The 15,999-nt window shown below is 72.4% G+C and carries 13 protein-coding genes; 7 read left to right on the forward strand and 6 right to left on the reverse strand.

Features of this window, described 5'->3' with window-relative positions:
- The first annotated feature begins 3 nt into the window (after nucleotides 1-3).
- Nucleotides 4-522, forward strand: coding sequence for a GNAT family N-acetyltransferase (locus JSY14_RS00140; protein ID WP_259556712.1), 519 nt, complete (start codon nucleotides 4-6; stop codon nucleotides 520-522).
- A gap of 90 nt (nucleotides 523-612) precedes the next feature.
- Here the strand turns inward: JSY14_RS00140 and JSY14_RS00145 are convergent, their stop codons facing one another.
- Nucleotides 613-831 (reverse strand): DUF7455 domain-containing protein, encoded by a 219-nt coding sequence (locus JSY14_RS00145; protein WP_259556713.1) that lies wholly within the window; start codon nucleotides 829-831, stop codon nucleotides 613-615.
- A 205-nt stretch (nucleotides 832-1,036) separates the two neighbouring features.
- Here JSY14_RS00145 and JSY14_RS00150 point away from each other — a divergent pair, with 205 nt between their 5' ends.
- Both JSY14_RS00150 and hisF read left to right on the forward strand, forming a co-directional pair.
- On the forward strand, nucleotides 1,037-3,145 hold the full coding sequence (locus JSY14_RS00150) for a DNA gyrase/topoisomerase IV subunit B (protein WP_259556714.1): 2,109 nt from the start codon (nucleotides 1,037-1,039) through the stop codon (nucleotides 3,143-3,145).
- Nucleotides 3,142-3,927 (forward strand): imidazole glycerol phosphate synthase subunit HisF, encoded by a 786-nt coding sequence (gene hisF, locus JSY14_RS00155; RefSeq protein WP_259556715.1) that lies wholly within the window; start codon nucleotides 3,142-3,144, stop codon nucleotides 3,925-3,927. Before JSY14_RS00150 ends, hisF begins: the two co-directional genes overlap by 4 nt.
- Nucleotides 3,928-3,940: 13 nt before the next feature.
- On the opposite strand, the gene JSY14_RS00160 is transcribed toward hisF, so the two are convergent.
- The 3 genes from JSY14_RS00160 to JSY14_RS00170 are packed head-to-tail and all read right to left on the reverse strand — an operon-like array spanning nucleotide 3,941 to nucleotide 8,468.
- Entirely contained in the window at nucleotides 3,941-4,828 is an 888-nt protein-coding gene (locus JSY14_RS00160; RefSeq protein ID WP_259556716.1) for a D-hexose-6-phosphate mutarotase, read from the reverse strand.
- Nucleotides 4,825-5,991 (reverse strand): hypothetical protein, encoded by a 1,167-nt coding sequence (locus tag JSY14_RS00165; RefSeq protein WP_259556717.1) that lies wholly within the window; start codon nucleotides 5,989-5,991, stop codon nucleotides 4,825-4,827. The genes JSY14_RS00160 and JSY14_RS00165 overlap by 4 nt, the downstream gene beginning before the upstream one ends.
- Nucleotides 5,988-8,468 carry a DNA gyrase/topoisomerase IV subunit A gene (locus JSY14_RS00170; protein ID WP_259556718.1) on the reverse strand — a complete coding sequence of 827 codons (2,481 nt, stop codon included), beginning with the start codon at nucleotides 8,466-8,468 and terminating at the stop codon, nucleotides 5,988-5,990. The genes JSY14_RS00165 and JSY14_RS00170 overlap by 4 nt, the downstream gene beginning before the upstream one ends.
- 137 nt (nucleotides 8,469-8,605) lie before the next feature.
- Here JSY14_RS00170 and JSY14_RS00175 point away from each other — a divergent pair, with 137 nt between their 5' ends.
- The 3 genes from JSY14_RS00175 to JSY14_RS00185 all read left to right on the forward strand — a co-directional run bounded on the left by JSY14_RS00175 (nucleotide 8,606) and on the right by JSY14_RS00185 (nucleotide 13,296).
- On the forward strand, nucleotides 8,606-11,275 hold the full coding sequence (locus JSY14_RS00175) for a GNAT family N-acetyltransferase (protein ID WP_259556719.1): 2,670 nt from the start codon (nucleotides 8,606-8,608) through the stop codon (nucleotides 11,273-11,275).
- Nucleotides 11,276-11,440: 165 nt separating this feature from the next.
- The gene (locus JSY14_RS00180; RefSeq protein WP_259556720.1) at nucleotides 11,441-12,052 is read left to right on the forward strand and encodes a DUF5998 family protein; all 612 of its coding nucleotides are present in this window, start codon (nucleotides 11,441-11,443) and stop codon (nucleotides 12,050-12,052) included.
- 5 nt (nucleotides 12,053-12,057) lie between these two features.
- Nucleotides 12,058-13,296, forward strand: a complete 1,239-nt coding sequence (locus JSY14_RS00185; RefSeq protein ID WP_259556721.1) for an alkaline phosphatase family protein — start codon at nucleotides 12,058-12,060, stop codon at nucleotides 13,294-13,296.
- A gap of 85 nt (nucleotides 13,297-13,381) precedes the next feature.
- Here the strand turns inward: JSY14_RS00185 and sepH are convergent, their stop codons facing one another.
- Nucleotides 13,382-14,896, reverse strand: a complete 1,515-nt coding sequence (gene sepH, locus JSY14_RS00190) for a septation protein SepH (RefSeq protein WP_259556722.1) — start codon at nucleotides 14,894-14,896, stop codon at nucleotides 13,382-13,384.
- Nucleotides 14,897-15,105: 209 nt separating this feature from the next.
- On the opposite strand from sepH, the gene JSY14_RS00195 reads away from it, so the two are divergent.
- Complete coding sequence (locus tag JSY14_RS00195) at nucleotides 15,106-15,405, forward strand: DUF4193 domain-containing protein (protein WP_259556723.1); 300 nt, start codon at nucleotides 15,106-15,108, stop codon at nucleotides 15,403-15,405.
- A gap of 74 nt (nucleotides 15,406-15,479) precedes the next feature.
- Here JSY14_RS00195 and JSY14_RS00200 read toward each other — a convergent pair whose 3' ends face one another.
- A complete protein-coding gene (locus JSY14_RS00200; protein WP_259556724.1) occupies nucleotides 15,480-15,962 on the reverse strand; it encodes a DUF3093 domain-containing protein in 483 nt (160 codons plus the stop codon).
- Nucleotides 15,963-15,999: the final 37 nt, after the last annotated feature.

The raw sequence follows: 15,999 nt of genomic DNA on the forward strand, positions 1-15,999 counted from the left end.
CGGATGGGCCCGGACGACTGGAGGGCCCACCGCGAGCTGCGCCTGGCCATGCTGCGGGATGCTCCGGACGCGTTCTGGACCACGCTGGCGGATGTCGCCGACCGCAGCGAGGAGCAGTGGCGTGAGGACCTCACCGGGTCCCGCATCCTGCTGCAGGCCCGCCGTGGCGAGGAGATTCTCGGGGGAGTGGGCGTGCTGCCCGGTCCGTACGACCGGGAGCCGATGCCGCCGGACACGGTCAACATCGTGTCGATGTACGTCCGGCCAGACGCCCGCGGCACCGGCGTGTCGCGTCTGCTGCTCTCCGCTGCCGCCCAGGTCGCCCGGGACCTCGGCCGCCCGATGCTGCAGCTCGCGGTGCTCTCCGACGCCGCCCGCGCCCGCGGCCTCTACGAGAGCATCGGCCTGCGCCCGACCGGTCTCGAGGACCCGCATCCGCGGCGCGCCGATGCGACCTTCGTCGAATACCGCGCCCACGCCGACGAGCTGACCCTGCCCGAGGCGCCGACGCTGCACGGGTGACGCCCCGGCGGGGGCCGACCCCGCCCACCCCGACAACGAGAATGGCCCCGCCGGGTACCCGGCGGGGCCATCGCACAGTTCGGGGTGGGATCAGTCCGCAGCGCCGACCGGCTGCGGCTCGAGACGTCCGGTCTCGTCGATCCATTCGGCGGCGAGGGAACGCAGGGCATCCTCATTCGCCCGGGCGTGGTGCGCGCAGAACATCAGCTCACCGCCGCCCTGCAGCACCACCTTCACATAGGCCTGCGCGCCGCAACGGTCGCAGCGATCGTGCGCGGTCAGGCGAGGGGCTTCTAGCGTGGTGTTCATGCTCGCCATTGAACCACCCGCGACAGACACGTGAGGGGCTGGGGTGACCGGATTCGCTGACCGCGGAACCCGCTGTGACGCACACCCCGTCACGCCCCGGCGGTCGTCTGTCGTCCCGGCCCGATGACCTGCCCCGTTGTCGTCGACGCGACCCGTGCGGAGCGTCGCCATCGGGGTGTCCGGCCCGACCAGTAGGATCGCCAGGGTGTCCACCAGCTCCCCCTATGACGCCCGCCATCTGCAGGTCCTCGAGGGTCTCGAGGCCGTGCGCAAGCGCCCCGGCATGTACATCGGGTCCACCGATTCCCGCGGCCTCATGCACTGCCTGTGGGAGATCCTCGACAACTCGGTCGACGAGGCCCTCGGTGGCAACGGGGACACCATCGAGGTCGAGCTGCATCCCGATGGTTCCGTCGAGGTCCGCGACCGCGGCCGCGGCGTCCCTGTCGACGTCGAACCCCGCACCGGTCTCACCGGCGTCGAGGTGGTCTACACCAAGCTCCATGCGGGCGGGAAGTTCGGCGGCGGCTCCTATGCGGCCTCCGGCGGCCTCCACGGCGTCGGCGCCTCCGTGGTCAACGCCCTGTCGGCCCGTCTCGACGTCGAAGTCGATCGCGGCGGGAAGACCTACGCCATGTCCTTCCGGCGCGGTGTGCCCGGCGTGTTCGCCGACCCCGCTGACGGCCCCGACCCGGAGGCGCCGTTCGAGGCGGTGACCCAGGGCGCCGCCGAGCTGCGCGTGATCGGGAAGGCCAAGCGCGGAGTCACGGGCACCCGGGTGCGCTACTGGGCGGATCCTCAGATCTTCATCAAGGGCTCCCACTTCTCCACCGAGGAACTCTCCCGCCGAGCCCGCCAGACCGCCTTCCTGGTGCCGGGGCTGGGCATCACGATCGTCGACCGTCGCCCCGAACGCAGCCCCGAGCAGCCCGAACAGCGCACCTTCCGCTATGACGGCGGCATCAGCGAGTTCGTCGAATACCTGGCGCAGGACGAGAAGATCACCGACGTGATCCGGCTGCAGGGAACCGGTGACTACTCCGAGACCGTCCCGGTGCTGGACCGCAACGGGCAGATGGTCTCGCGCGAGGTGCAGCGCACCTGCGAGGTCGACATCGCCCTGCGCTGGGGCGCCGACTACGAGACGACGGTGCGGTCCTTCGTGAACATCGTCGCGACCCCGAAGGGCGGCACCCATGTCACCGGTTTCGAACAGGCCCTGGTCAAGACACTGCGCAAGCAGGTCGAGGCCCAGGCCCGCCGCGTGAAGTTCAACGCCAAGAACGAGAAGATCGAGAAGGACGACACCCTCGCCGGTCTCACCGCCGTCATCACCGTGCGTCTGGAGGAGCCGCAGTTCGAGGGTCAGACCAAGGAGGTGCTCGGCACCCCCGCGGTGCGTCAGATCGTCGCGAAGGTGGTGGAGGACCGCCTCACCGACGTCCTCACCTCCACCGCGAAGGGCGAGAAGGAACAGGCCGCCCTGGTCATCGACAAGGTGGTCTCCGAGATGCGCGCCCGTATCGCCGCGCGCATGCACAAGGAGGTCTCCCGCCGCAAGAATGCGCTGGAGTCCTCCACCATGCCGACGAAGCTCGCCGACTGCCGCACCACCGACGTGCAGCGCTCCGAACTGTTCATCGTCGAGGGCGACTCCGCCCTCGGAACCGCGAAGAACGCCCGCAACTCCGAGTTCCAGGCGCTGCTGCCGATCCGCGGGAAGATCCTCAACGTGCAGAAGGCGTCGATCACCGACATGCTGAAGAACGCCGAATGCGCTGCGATCATCCAGGTGATCGGCGCCGGCAGCGGACGCACCTTCGACCTGGAGGCCGCCCGCTACGGCAAGATCATCATGATGACCGACGCCGACGTCGACGGCGCCCACATCCGCACGCTGCTGCTGACCCTGTTCCACCGGTACATGCGACCGCTGGTGGAGGAGGGCCGGGTGTATGCAGCCGTGCCGCCGCTGCACCGGGTGGAGATCATCCACGGCGGCCGCCGGAAGAACGAGTACGTGTACACCTACTCCGAGGCGGAGCTGATGCGTCTGCTGAAAAAGCTGGAGCGTTCCGGCAAGCGGTACAAGGAACCGATCCAGCGGTACAAGGGCCTGGGTGAGATGGACGCGGATCAGCTGGCGGACACCACCATGGATCCGCAGCATCGCACCCTGCGACGGGTGCGTATCGAGGATGCCGAGGCCGCGGCCGAGATGTTCGAACTTCTCATGGGGTCCGAGGTCGCGCCGCGCAAGCAGTTCATCATCGAGGGTGCGGAGGACCTGGATCGCGAGAGGATCGACGCATGAGTGTCGCTGTTCGCGTGATCCCCTGCCTGGACGTCGACGACGGCCGCGTCGTCAAAGGCGTCAACTTCCGTGACCTGCGAGACGCCGGGGACCCGGTGGAGCTCGCCGCCCGCTACGGGGCCGAGGGCGCCGACGAGGTGACGTTCCTGGATGTCACCGCCTCCAGCAGCGGACGCTCCACCATGCTGGACGTCGTCCGCCGCACCGCCGAGCAGGTGTTCGTGCCGTTGACGGTCGGCGGGGGAGTCCGCAGCGTCGAGGATGTCGACCAGCTGCTGCGCGCCGGCGCCGACAAGTGCGCGGTGAACACCGCCGCGATCGCCGACCCCACCCTCATCCGCCGCATCGCCGAACGCTTCGGCAACCAGGTGCTGGTGCTGTCGATCGACGCGCGCCGGGTCACCGACGACACTCCCGAGGGGCCCGCCCGCAGCGGCTCCGGCATCGAGGTCACCACCCACGGCGGCCGCCGCGGCACCGGCCTCGACGCGCTCGAGTGGATCGCGCAGGCGACCGAGCTCGGGGCCGGGGAGTTCCTGCTGAACTCCATGGATGCCGACGGCACCGGCACCGGATTCGACCTGGAGCTGCTCCGCGGGGCCCGTGCCGTGACCACGCGTCCGCTGATCGCCTCCGGTGGCGCCGGCCGGGTGGAGGACTTCGCCCCGGCGGTCGAGGCCGGAGCCGATGCCGTGCTGGCCGCCAGTGTGTTCCACTTCGGGACCCTGTCGATCCGTGAGGTGAAGGACTCGCTCGCCGGCGCTGGGCACGAGGTGCGGTGACCAGGCGCCGCGATCAGTCGGCGATGACCTCGTAGGTGGCACCGAGGGTGTGCGAGGCTCCCGGTGCCAATGCCACGAACCCGTCCTTCGCCACCGCCGTCTCCACACACACGAAATCGGTCCACGCATCGGGCGGGACATCGACCATCGCGGCCGCGCCCTCGGCCCACGGGTTCCACACCACGGTGCGGGAGGACGCCCGCGAGTGCGCCCGAAGGGTGCGACCCAGCAGCGGGTCGTGCACCTCCACCGGCCCGGAGGCTTCGTAGACGCGGTCGGTGGGTCCCTCCAGCCGCAGGGTCGGCTCGTCCTGCCGCAGCCGGGCCAGGTCGCGGGTGTTGTCCAGGTAGGAGGCGCCGCCCAGGCCCTCGACCGCGATCTTGCGGACGTCACCGACGGCCAGGTACGTGTGCAGGGCGGTCTCCAGCTCCAGCGGCGTGCTGCCCGCAGTCACCGTGAGGTCCACGGCCAGGTCCGCGCCGATGTGGAACTCCACCGCAGCAGTGATACCCGACCCCGACGGGTCGGCGCTGTCGAGGACCAGCCGCAGCTGCACGCCGCCGCCGGCGATCTCCTCGGCCTCGCGCAGCTCCCACCGGTGGGTGCGCAGCCAGCCGTGCTTGGGGGTGGTGCGGCCGTCGCGGCCGGGGCCGAACCACGGGCCGATCAGCGGGATCCCGCCGCGCAGGGAGCGGCCGGGACCCGCCAGCGAGGTGGGGCTGGTCCACAGCACGTCGCGTGCCCCCTGCGGCACCCAGCTCGAGATCTGCGCCCCGTCCAGGTGCACCACGGCGGAGGCGGCGGGGGTGTCGATCCGCAGGATCGGTGCGTCGTCCCGGTCCTCGCGGTGCACGGACGGCGGCAGGGGGAGCTCGGCGGGGGCGGCGGATGCGGTGCTCATGCCCCCATCGTGCCATCGTCGGTCCGGGCCCGCGCCGGGTCCGTGGTCGCGGAACCGGCGGGGGAGAGGTGCCGTGGGGTGGCGTTCGAGGCTGTTAGGGGGGCCGCTGAGGGGGCCTGCACCTGCTGCGCCGCCGCGGTGACGGTGCGGATGAACAGCAGCAGCCACGCGAAGACGGTCACTCCGGCGGCCATCTCGAAGGCTGTGGTGTTCAGGTAGCCGACGCCCTCCCACAGCCACAGCGCCACCGCGATGGTCAGCAGCGTCGCCATGGTCACCACCAGGAAGCTGCGTGCCAAGCGACGGAACAGCACGGGGAACCCCAGCAGGGCGACCACGAACACCAGGATGAGCGCGTGGGCGGCGCCGTCATGCCAGGCTTTCGCCCGGTCCACGGTGATCAGCCCCACGGCGACGATGAGCACCCCGAGCAGCAGCAGCGTCCAGCGCACCACATGGACCTTCCATCGCCGCTCGCCGGTGGCGTCGGCCCACACGGCGAGGTCATGCGCGAGGAACTCGCCGACGGTGACCAACACCAGGCCGGTCAGCAGCAGCGTCAGGTTGAACGCCACCCGGGAACCGCCGGTGCCGGTGCCCAGGATCGAGAAGTACGACTCCCACCAGCGAGGATCCGGGGCCAGCAGCGCCGCGGCGAGCGCCCCGGTCACGGCGAACATCACCAGCAGGGAGGACAGGGAGCGGGTGGTCATCTCGGCGGCGCTGGAGGCGGTGAGGTACGCCGCTGCGGCGGAGGCCGCCGCCACCCAGAACGTGCTGGCCATCGGATCCAGGGCAACCCCGCGGAACGCCTGCTGGAACACCGCGAACAGTGCGGAGGTGACCATCAGGGCGAGCGCCGCGTGCAGCACCGCCAGTCCGAACACCGTCCACCCCCGGTGCAGCGGGTGCAGACGACGCAGCCACGGTTGGGTGCGCGGCGTCAGCACCCACAGCACCCCGGCCGCGACCAGCAGCGAGGTCCCCGCGGCGGACAGAGCAGCGGCCTGCCCGATCGATCCCTCCCCGAACAGCGGGGAGGTGCCGCGCAGCGTCAGCAGCCCGACGACGACACCGGCGGCGGCGCCGACCCCCGCGAGAGCGAGGGCGGTGTCTTCGGTGCGTGCCGTCGTGAGGGGCTGCACACGGACGGAGGGGCTCATCCCACGGCCGCGATCGGGACGGCCACGGGGGTGCCCGAGCCGTCACGCCGCCCCACCGGGGGTGGCAGGTCCACGGGCTGACCGGCGGCGGAGCAGGCCCGCGCCGGTGACGCCACCGTCCAGGCGCCGATCAGCACGTCCTCGCCGCGCAGGAAGCGGTGGCAGCGCACCCCCTGGCTGGCGCGGCCCTTGGCCGGGTACTCCGTGAGGGCGGTCACCTTCAGGGATCCGGTCTGCGCCAGCGGCAGGGCCCCGGAGGATCCGGCGATGGTGACGACCTCCGCCGGGCGGGTGACGTCGAGGGCGGCGAGGCTGAGGACGTGGGCGCCGTCGGCGAGTTTCACACCCGCCACGCCGCCGGCGCCGCGCCCCTGGGGTCGCACCCCGGCGGCCGGGAAGTGCAGCAGCTGGGCGTCGGTGGTGATGAGCACCAGGTCGACGTCGCCGCTGTCGGCGTCGATCCGTTCCGGGTCGAGGTCGACCGCTCCGATCACCTCATCGTCGTCCTTGAGGGCGATCACCTCGAAGCCGTCGGTGCGGGGATAGTCGGGGGTGACGCGCTTGACGACGCCGCGGCGGGTGGCCAGGGCCAGGGTTCCGCCGCGTTCCAGGTCCGTGGGGGCGACGCGGACCATGCCGATCACCCGTTCGTCCTTCTCCAGGGTGAGCAGGTCGTCGAGACGGGCACCGCCCGCCAGAGACGGCGGTTCGGCGGTCGGGGCGAGAGCGGGCAGGTCGACCACCGGCAGGTGCAGCATCCGGCCGCGCGAGGTGACGATTCCGACCGTGGAGCGGGTGCGGGTGAGGACCTCCGCCACCACCACGTCGTGGGCGGAGCGGCCCCCTTCGCGTGCCAGCGCGTCGTCCCCGGCGGCGCGCGCCACCAGGCGGGTGCCGGTGAGCAGCACCCGGCAGGGTTCGTCGGGGATCTCCGCCCCCTGGGTGACGGGTGCGGGTGCGGCCCCGGCCTCCAGCAGCACAGTGCGCCGGGGGGTGCCATGGGCGGCGGCGACATCGGCGAGCTCGTCGGAGACGACCTGCCGCAGCACCTCGTCGGAGCCGAGGATCTCCTCGAGCCGTTCGATCTCCCGCCGCAGGTCGTCCCGCTCGCCCTCCAGTTCCAGGCGGGAGAACTTCGTCAGGCGCCGCAGCCGCAGTTCCAGGATGTACTCGGCCTGCGTCTGGCTCAGGTCGAAGGCGCTCATCAGGGCGGTGCGGGCGCGTTCGGCGTCGTCCGCGTTGCGGATGATCTGGATGACCTCGTCGATGTCGAGGATCGCGATCAGCAGTCCCTCGACCAGGTGGAGGCGGTCACGGCGGGTGCGCAGACGATGCTCGGTGCGGCGCCGCACCACCTCCAGGCGGTGCCGGACGAACACCTCCAGCAGCTGCTTGAGGCCGAGGGTGCGGGGCTGGCCGTCCACCAGCGCCACGTTGTTGATCCCGAAGGACTCCTCCATCGGGGTGTGTCGGTACAGCTGCTCCAGCACCGCCTCCGGCTGGAACCCGGACTTCACCGTCATCACCAGGCGCAGGCCGTGGTGGCGGTCGGTGAGGTCCTGGTAGTCGCTGATGCCCTGCACCTTCTTGGCCTGCACGGCGTCGCGCAGCTTCTCGGCCACCTTCTCCGGCCCCACCAGGTACGGCAGCTCCGTCACGACGATGCCCTTGCGGCGGCTGGTGATGTTCTCGATCCGGGCGGTGGCGCGGATGCGGAACGACCCGCGACCGGTGCGGTAGGCGTCACGCACCCCGTCGAGGCCGACGATCCGGCCGCCGGTGGGCAGGTCCGGCCCGGGGACCAACCGCATGAGGTCCTCGAGATCCGCCTCGGGGTGGGTGATGAGGTGACGGGCGGCGGCGATGACCTCCACCAGATTGTGCGGCGGCATGTTGGTGGCCATGCCCACGGCGATGCCGCTGGCGCCGTTGACCAGCAGGTTCGGGAACTGCGCGGGCAGCACGTCGGGCTGCAGCAGCTGGTTGTCGTAGTTCGGGACCATCTCGACGACGTCCTCCTCGAGGGAGTCCGTCATGAGGGTGGCCGCCGGGGCGGGCCGCGCCTCGGTGTATCGGGCGGCGGCGGGCCCGTTGTCGAGCGACCCGAAGTTGCCGTGCCCGTCCACCAGTGGCAGCCGCATGGAGAAGTCCTGCGCCATGCGCACCAGGGCGTCGTAGATGGCGGAGTCACCGTGGGGGTGGAGCTTGCCCATCACCTCGCCGACGACCCGCTGGCTCTTCACGTGCCCGCGGTCGGGTCGCAGACCCATGTCGTCCATCATGTAGAGGATCCGCCGTTGCACCGGCTTGAGGCCGTCGCGTGCATCCGGCAGGGCCCGCGAGTAGATCACCGAGTAGGCGTACTCGAGGAACGAGCTCACCATCTCGCTGGTGACGTCGACGTCGACGACGGTGCCGTCGTGATGCTCCTGCGGCGCTCCGTCGGAGGGCGTGCTCGTGCTGCGGGATCGGGCCATGTCCGCCATCCTGCCGTATCCCCGGCCCCGCCTGCGGTATCACGGCGCGGGCGGGGTTGCGGCGTCGCCCACCCGGCCGGGGCGCCCCCGGTGGCGGCTGCGGAGGTGCGGACCGGGCTTCGGGCTAGGCTTCGGACATGGCAGAGCGCACGGAGCCCTCTCGGACGGCCCCGCCGTACCCGGCCCACTGGGAGGCCGACATCGGCCTGGCCGATGGCACCGCTGCGCATGTGCGGCCGATCCGCCCCTCTGACGCCGATGCTCTGCAGGCCTTCCACGTCGCGCAATCCGAGCAGTCCCGGTACCTGCGGTTCTTCGCCCCGATGCCGCGACTGTCGGAGCGGGAGCTCACTCGTTTCACCCACGTCGACCACGATCGCAGGGTGGCGCTGGTCGCGCTGATCGGCGACGCCATCGTCGGTGTCGCCCGCTATGACGCCGTCGGCGAGGACGAGGCGGAGGTCGCCTTCAACGTCTCCGATCACCACCAGGGCAAGGGCCTGGGGTCGATCCTGCTGGAGCACCTGGCCGCCGCCGCTCGTGAACGCGGTATCCACGTCTTCACCGCGGAGGTCCTGCCGCAGAACACCCGGATGCTGAACACCTTCACCGAGGCGGGGTACGACGTGCGCCGTGCCTACGACGATGGTGTGGTGATGGTCGAATTCCGCATTGACCCCACCCAGCGGTCCCGCGCGGTGATGGCAGAGCGGGAGCACCGGGCGGAAGCCCGCGCTGTGGAACGGCTGCTGCAGCCCCGCTCCGTGCTGGTCGTCGGCGGTTCCATCCGGGACGGGTCCCTCGCCCATCGTCTGCTGCGCTCCCTCGTCGACTCCGCCTATGACGGCGCTGTGCATGTCGTCGCCCGCGACGACCTGGAGGTGATGGGGCTGAACACCTACGGCCGCATCAGCGACGTGCCCGGGCCGGTGGATGTGGCGGTGTTGGCGCTCGCCCCGGCACGGTGCGTGCATGCGGTCGAGGACTGCGGCCGCGCCGGCGTGGGCGCGCTGATCGTCCCCACCGACGGCTTCGCCGACGCGGGGGAGGACGGCATCGCGTTGCAGCGGGAGCTCACCACCCGCGCCCGACGGTGGGGCATGCGACTGCTGGGGCCCGCTTCCTTCGGGGTGCTGCGCACCGGTGAGGATCCTCTGAACCTGTCGCTCTCTCCGCGGATGCCGCGGCCGGCGCCGATCGCCCTGGCCGTGCAGTCGACCCCCCTGGCGGCGATGGCCCTGGCCGCCGCCGACGCCCGCGGCCTCGGGGTGCGGGAGATGGTCGCCAGCGGCAACCGCGCCGACGTGTCCGTCAACGACTGCCTGCAACGGTGGATCGATGCCGATGACCTCGACGTGGTCGGTGCCGTCCTGGAATCCCTCGGCAACCCCCGCAAGTTCGCGCGGATCGCCCGCCGGATGGTGGCGCAGAGGCCCCTCGTGGTGCTGCGGCCCCCGAGCCTCGGCTCCGCCGCGCCGCCCGGGCACACGGTGAGGACCTCCGACCTTCCCCGCCGCGCCATGGACCAGGTGCTCGACGCCGCCGGGGTGGTGCGCACCGGGGACATCGACGAGTTCACCGATGTGCTGGAGATGATCGCCCGGCAGGGGGTGCCGACCGGCCCCCGGGTGGGTCTGCTGTCGAACTCCCCGGCTCTGGGGGCTTCGCTGCGCGGTGCCGCGGAGGTCCACGGCCTGCAGGTCGTGAAGGAACGTCGCGATGTGCCGCTGGCGGGGGAGCCCCGCCTGGTGGAGCGGGCGTTCACCGGCCTTGCCGCCACCGGTGACGTGGATCTGGTGGTGGTCGGGGTCCTCGATCCGCTGGGGGAGGACCTGGAGGCGATGGTCCGCAGCATCGGCCGGATCGCCCGCGGCTCCGGCGTCCCGGTGGTGATCGCCCTGGTGACGGACCTCGGATCGCGGGCCCCGGTGCTTCAGACCGTCCGGGATGACCTGCAGCTGCCGCCGGTGCACGCGACCCCGGCGCGTGCGGTGCGGGCGGCTGCGGGGGCGCTGCGTGCCCGCCGCCGACCCGACGATGGTGATGATCCCGCCTCCCGCGAGGACACGGACCTGCGGGGCGCCCGGCGGCTGGTCGAGCAGGCCCTGGACCGCAGCCACGGCCGACCGGTCGAGATGGGCGAGGAGGAGCTCACGACGCTGCTGGCGGCCGTGGGGCTGGAGCTCGTGGTCTCCCGCCCGGCGGGCGACATCGAGCAGGCTCTCGCCGGGGCGTCAGAGATCGGATACCCGGTGGCGCTCAAGAGCACCGACCCGGTGCTGCGGCATCGGGCGGACCTCGGTGGGGTACGGCTGGGCATCCCCGATGCGGTGCAGCTGCGGCACGCCGTCGAGGCCATGCAGCGGGATCTCGCGTTCTCGGACGCCCCGTTCACGGTGCAGCGGATGGCTCCCCCCGGGGTGCCGGTGGTGGTGCGTTCCACCGAGGATCCGTCCCTCGGTCCGGTGATCGCGTTCTCCGTGGCGGGGGATGCGACGGAACTGCTCGACGACATCGCCTACGCGACCCCGCCGCTGACCGAACAGCAGGCCGCCCGTCTGGTGCGCGAACCGCGCTCCTCCCGCCGTCTCGAGGGGGTGCGGGGCCTGCCCCCGGCCGATGTCGAGGCCCTGAGGGATCTGGTGATCCGGGTGGGGCTGCTCGCCGACGCGGTGCCGGAGTTGGCCCTGCTGGAGCTGTATCCCGTGGTGGTGGCGACCACCGGGGTGCATGTGGTGGGGGCGCGGGCCCGCCTTGCCCCGGCCCCGAACCGCAGCGACGGGGTGCGGCGCACACTCGGCGCCTGACACGGCGCCCCGTCGCGCGGGTGACCGGGCGTGTCACCCGCTGAGAGATCGGGGGTGTGCCCGGGCGTCCGACCCCTGGGGGAGAGCATCGACAGGGGGTTTCGCCCTGCGCGAAGGCCCGGTGGGCGACCTCCCCGTCACCCGGGCCCGTGGGACACTGGCCCCATGACCAGCGACTCCTCCGGTGCCGACCGACGCACCCTCGACGGCGCGCTGCCGCCGGACCTGATGGCGGACCTGGAACACGCCGGGTACTTCCCCCAGACCGCCGCAGCGAGCCTCACCCAGTCCCTGCGGGGCGCTCGGGTGCTGGCCCACCTGGTGCGGCCGGAGGCGACCTTCGACGGCGACCAACTGCGCCGGCACCTGACCGTGCTGGTGCTCACCGACCGCCACCTGATCATGTCCCACCTGGACGATGAGCTCGCCGACGAACTCAACCCCAGCCAGGTGGTGGCCACCACCGACCGGGTGCGCCTCTCCCGCGTGGACATGGTGGGCCTGTCGCAGGTGTTCGACACCGACGGACAACGGGTGCGCGGCACCGAGGCGGAGGTGACACTCGGCATCTCCTGGCGGGGCGCCCGCCGCATCGACATGGAACGGGCCTACTGCGACGACCCGCAGTGCCAGGCCGACCACGGATACACCGGCACCTCCACCCCGGCGGACCTCGCCCTGCGCATCAGCGCCCGGGCCGATGGCGACGAGGCCGTGCGCAACGCCCTCGCCTTCCACGCGCGCCTGTCCGATGCGCTCGAGGAGTTCGAGGGCTGAGTCCGGTGACCCGTCCCGTGACCCATCCCGAGCCCGTGCCGCACCCCGCCCTGGATCCCGCCACCGACGACCTGGACCTGCTGCTTCCCCCGTCACCCCCGGGAGACCGGGCGGAGGACCCCCGGGCCCTCTGGTCGGCGACGACGCGCCCGGGGGTCGCAGACCTGCTGACGCCGCTGCTGCCTCCCCGCGACGTCGCGGCAGCCGCAGGGGAGCCGTCCGTGACCGGCCGCGACGTGGTGGTGCTGGTCGACGGTCTGGGGGCACGGCTGCTGCAGGAGCACCGTTCCCTCACCCCGACGCTGCGACGCCTCACCGACGAGTCCACCGCCGTCACCACCACGGCCCCAGCGACCACCGCCTCCGCCATGGCCACGCTGCTGACCGGCCGCAGCCCGCTCGAGCACGGCGTGCTCGGTTACACCGGCCTGCACCCGCACGAGGACCGGGCGGTCTCACAGCTGACCGGTGCCGACGACGTCGACCCCGACACCTGGATCCCGGTGTCCGGCCTCGCGGAACGCTCTGCCCGCCGCGCCGTCCACGTCGGGCCGCGTCGCCACGACGGCAGCCATTTCACCCGCGCCGCCTACCGCGGGTGGGACATCGTCACGCACCGCCGCCCGGACCAGGTGCTGGACGCGGTGCGCACGGCGGTCCGCCACGCCGGCGATGACGGGCTGCTGCTGGTGCACCTGACGGAGGTCGACCACGCCGGACACGGGCACGGCGTCGCCTCCCGTCAGTGGCGCGAAGCCCTCGAAGGGGCCGACTCGACCCTCGCCGCGCTGCTGCGGGTCCTGCCCACCGGCACCCGCGTCACCATCACCGCCGACCACGGCATGGTCGACGCCCGTGACGATCAGCGGGTGGACCTCGCCACCTGGCCGGAGCTCGACGGACGCCTCCGCGCGGTCGCCGGGGATCCCCGGGCGCTCGGGCTGCGACTGCAGCATCCGCAGGAGGCCGCAGCGATCGGCGCCCGCATCGAGGAACGCACCCAGGGCCTGCTACGGGCCGTGCCGCGCCCCCAGCTGCTCCGGATGGGACTCTACGGACCCAGCGGGACGTCGATGACCCCCGAGCTCACGGCGCGCGTCCCGGACCTGCTGCTGCTGGGGACACGCCACGCCACGGTGGCGCACAGCCGCCTCGCCCCGCGCACCGCACCCCCGGAGATCGGCGTGCACGGTGCACCGACGGCCCGGGAACTCGCGATCCCCCTCGTCCGCACCGTCGTCTGACCCCGGGGCGCCCAGGCGCCCGGGTCACGCAGGCTCGGACCAGCGCCGCCGAGGGGCGGAGCCGAGGACCCGGGCGTGATGGGCGTCAGTCGTGGCGCGAGCCGAAGACGATCTCGTCCCAGCTGGGCACGCTCGCGCGCTTGGAGCCCTTGCTGCGGGTGCTGCGACCGTCCTTGCCGCCGCGGCGGCCGCGCGTCGGCTGCTGCGCCGCAGGGCGGTCCGTCCCGGAGTCCTGGTCGCTGCCGTCCTCACCGTCCTGCGCCGCGGCCGAACCCGAGCGCTCCTCGTCGAACCCGGGCAGCGGCGTCAGCTCGATGGTGTCCTCCGCGGAGGGGAGGGGATCCTCGGGCCGACGCGGCCCGGGAACGGTCCGCAGACGCGGCGATCGTTCCCCGTCGCGCTGCGGCGCGCCATGGCCGCCGTCGATGTCATCCGTCGCCACCGCGGCGTCGCCGACGGCGTCCGGGTCATCCTCGTCAGCGGACTCGCCCTCGACGTACCCCTCGTCGCGGTACCGGTCGTCCCGCTCGTCCGCCGTGCGCTCGTCGGCCAGCTCGGCGGGGTCCCGGTCGGGATCCACGAGCTCCGGGTCGTCCTCCTCCGCGGCGAGGTCCTCGCAGTCGTGCTCGCGCAGAGCCTCCTCATCCGCCGAACCGCTCGCGGAGCCGCCTGCCGGGTCGTCCCCGGCCGTCGCCCCCGACCGCCCGGTGAGCTCGTCCGCGGTGTCCTCGAGGCTCTCCCACACCGGCTCGTCCGGGTCGTCCTCGGTCGGTGTCACCGGGACGGGGCGCAGACCGCGCCGAGCATTGAGAGCGTCCAGGTCCTCCTCCCCGAAGGTGGACGGATGCTGCGCGGAGCGTTGCCCTCGGTCCGCGCGGGGAGCGGAGCCACCCACATCGGCGGGGCGACGACCGCGCCCGTCCGGAGCGGCGGCGCCCAGGCCCCGACGCTGCCCCTCGATGTCACCGTCGGCCTCGACGTCATACACGGCGGACTTCACCGCCGACAGGCGCCCCCGCGCGCGGTGCGGCTGCGGCAGCGGCTCGTCATCGTCGATCAGCCAGCGGCCCTCGTCATCGGACGCCGCGACGCTCTGCAACGGCGGGTCGACCCGCCAGTGCGCCTCGCGCTCCCGGCCGCCGGCCGCGAAGCGCAGCTGCACCGTCCAGGTGCCGTCGTCATGCCGCCACGCATCCCACTGCACGTCGGGGTCCGCCTGGCGGGCCCGCAGACGTTCCGTGACGATCTGCCCCAGGGTCGGGCCCCCGCCGCGACCCACCGCGAAACGCTGTGCCCGTTCGGCCAGGAACCGTCGCTCCGCGAGAACGGGCCCCTCATAGCGGCGGATGTGCTCGATGTCGATCTCGCGGGCTGCGGCGATCTCCTCGGCGGTGTGGCCGGAGCGCAGCATCGCCTGGATCTCACGGGGCCGCAGCGGCCCGGCGGACTCGGCGCGCAGAGCCCCCAGCGCCGGGCGGTCACGACGTACGGCGGCGCGCAGGGCCTCATCGATCCGCAGCGCGTAGGTCTCGCCGTCGGAGTCCCGCAGAATGACGTGGTCCCCGTCGTCGTGGATCCCCTCGAGCTCGAGCTCTCGCATTCGCTGTCCCTCCCTGGGCGTCCGGTGGGCGAACGGATCGATCATAGTGGGGGGCCGTGGATGCGCCCTGGGCGAACACCCCGGTAGACCGCTTGGCCGCCGGCTGGGGGCAGTGCAATAATCTCGCCGCATTCCGCCCAGGAGACCGTTGCGCAGCAGGGGAACGGCATTCCCTGGGGCACGACGAGGATGGAGAACGGACGCCCTTCATGGCCACTGACTACGACGCCCCGCGCAAGAACGACGACGACACCTCCGAGGACTCCATCGAGGAGCTCAAGGGTCGGCGGAACGAGGCGGCGAACCCGACCGTCGACGAGGATGAGGCAGAGGCCGCCGACGGGTTCGAGCTCCCGGGTGCCGATCTGTCCAACGAGGAGCTGTCGGTGCGGGTGCTTCCGCGACAGGCCGACGAGTTCACCTGTGGTTCCTGCTTCCTGGTGAAGCACCGCAGCCAGATCGACCACGTCGAGGGCAACCTCATCATCTGCAAGGAGTGCGCCGCCTGAGCGCACCGCACCCCCGATCCCTCACACAGCGCCGCCCCGGAACCGGGGCGGCGCTGTGTCGTTCCGGGGCGGCCTCAGGCGGTGGAGGCGTCGTCCTCGGTGCTCAGCGCCCGCGCCAACCGGTCCGGGTGGCGGCTGGAGACCACCCAGGCGGGATGTGGGTCGCGGGGATCCTCGAGCGGTACGCGAATGCCGCCGCGGATCCACCCGCGCGTGCAGTGGAACTCCCTCGGCGCGAACCCGGGTCCCATGGCCAGGTCCCAGTCCGCACCCTCGAGGGTCTGCGGAGCACCCAGCAGGCCACGGTCGATCTGTGCCCGCCCCACCCGCCAGCGCTCATCCGTCACCTCCACCACAGGGCTGGTGGCCACGAGAGCAGCAGGGACCAGCACCGCACCCAGCAGCGCCACGATCCCTGCCGCCACCGCCGACAGCGGCACCAGCAGCACCCCCAGGGAGGCCCCGAAGAACGCCGCCACCAGTAGCGCGAACGCACCGGGGGACAGGCGCTCCCGGTAGACGGCGGAGGCGGTGCGGTCACGGGCGGTGTCGGTCATGAGGCCATCGTCCCACGTAGCACCCAGGCCGCCCGCC

Origin of the sequence: Brachybacterium sillae, assembly GCF_025028335.1 — a bacterium.
GTDB classification, from domain to species: Bacteria; Actinomycetota; Actinomycetes; order Actinomycetales; family Dermabacteraceae; genus Brachybacterium; species Brachybacterium sillae.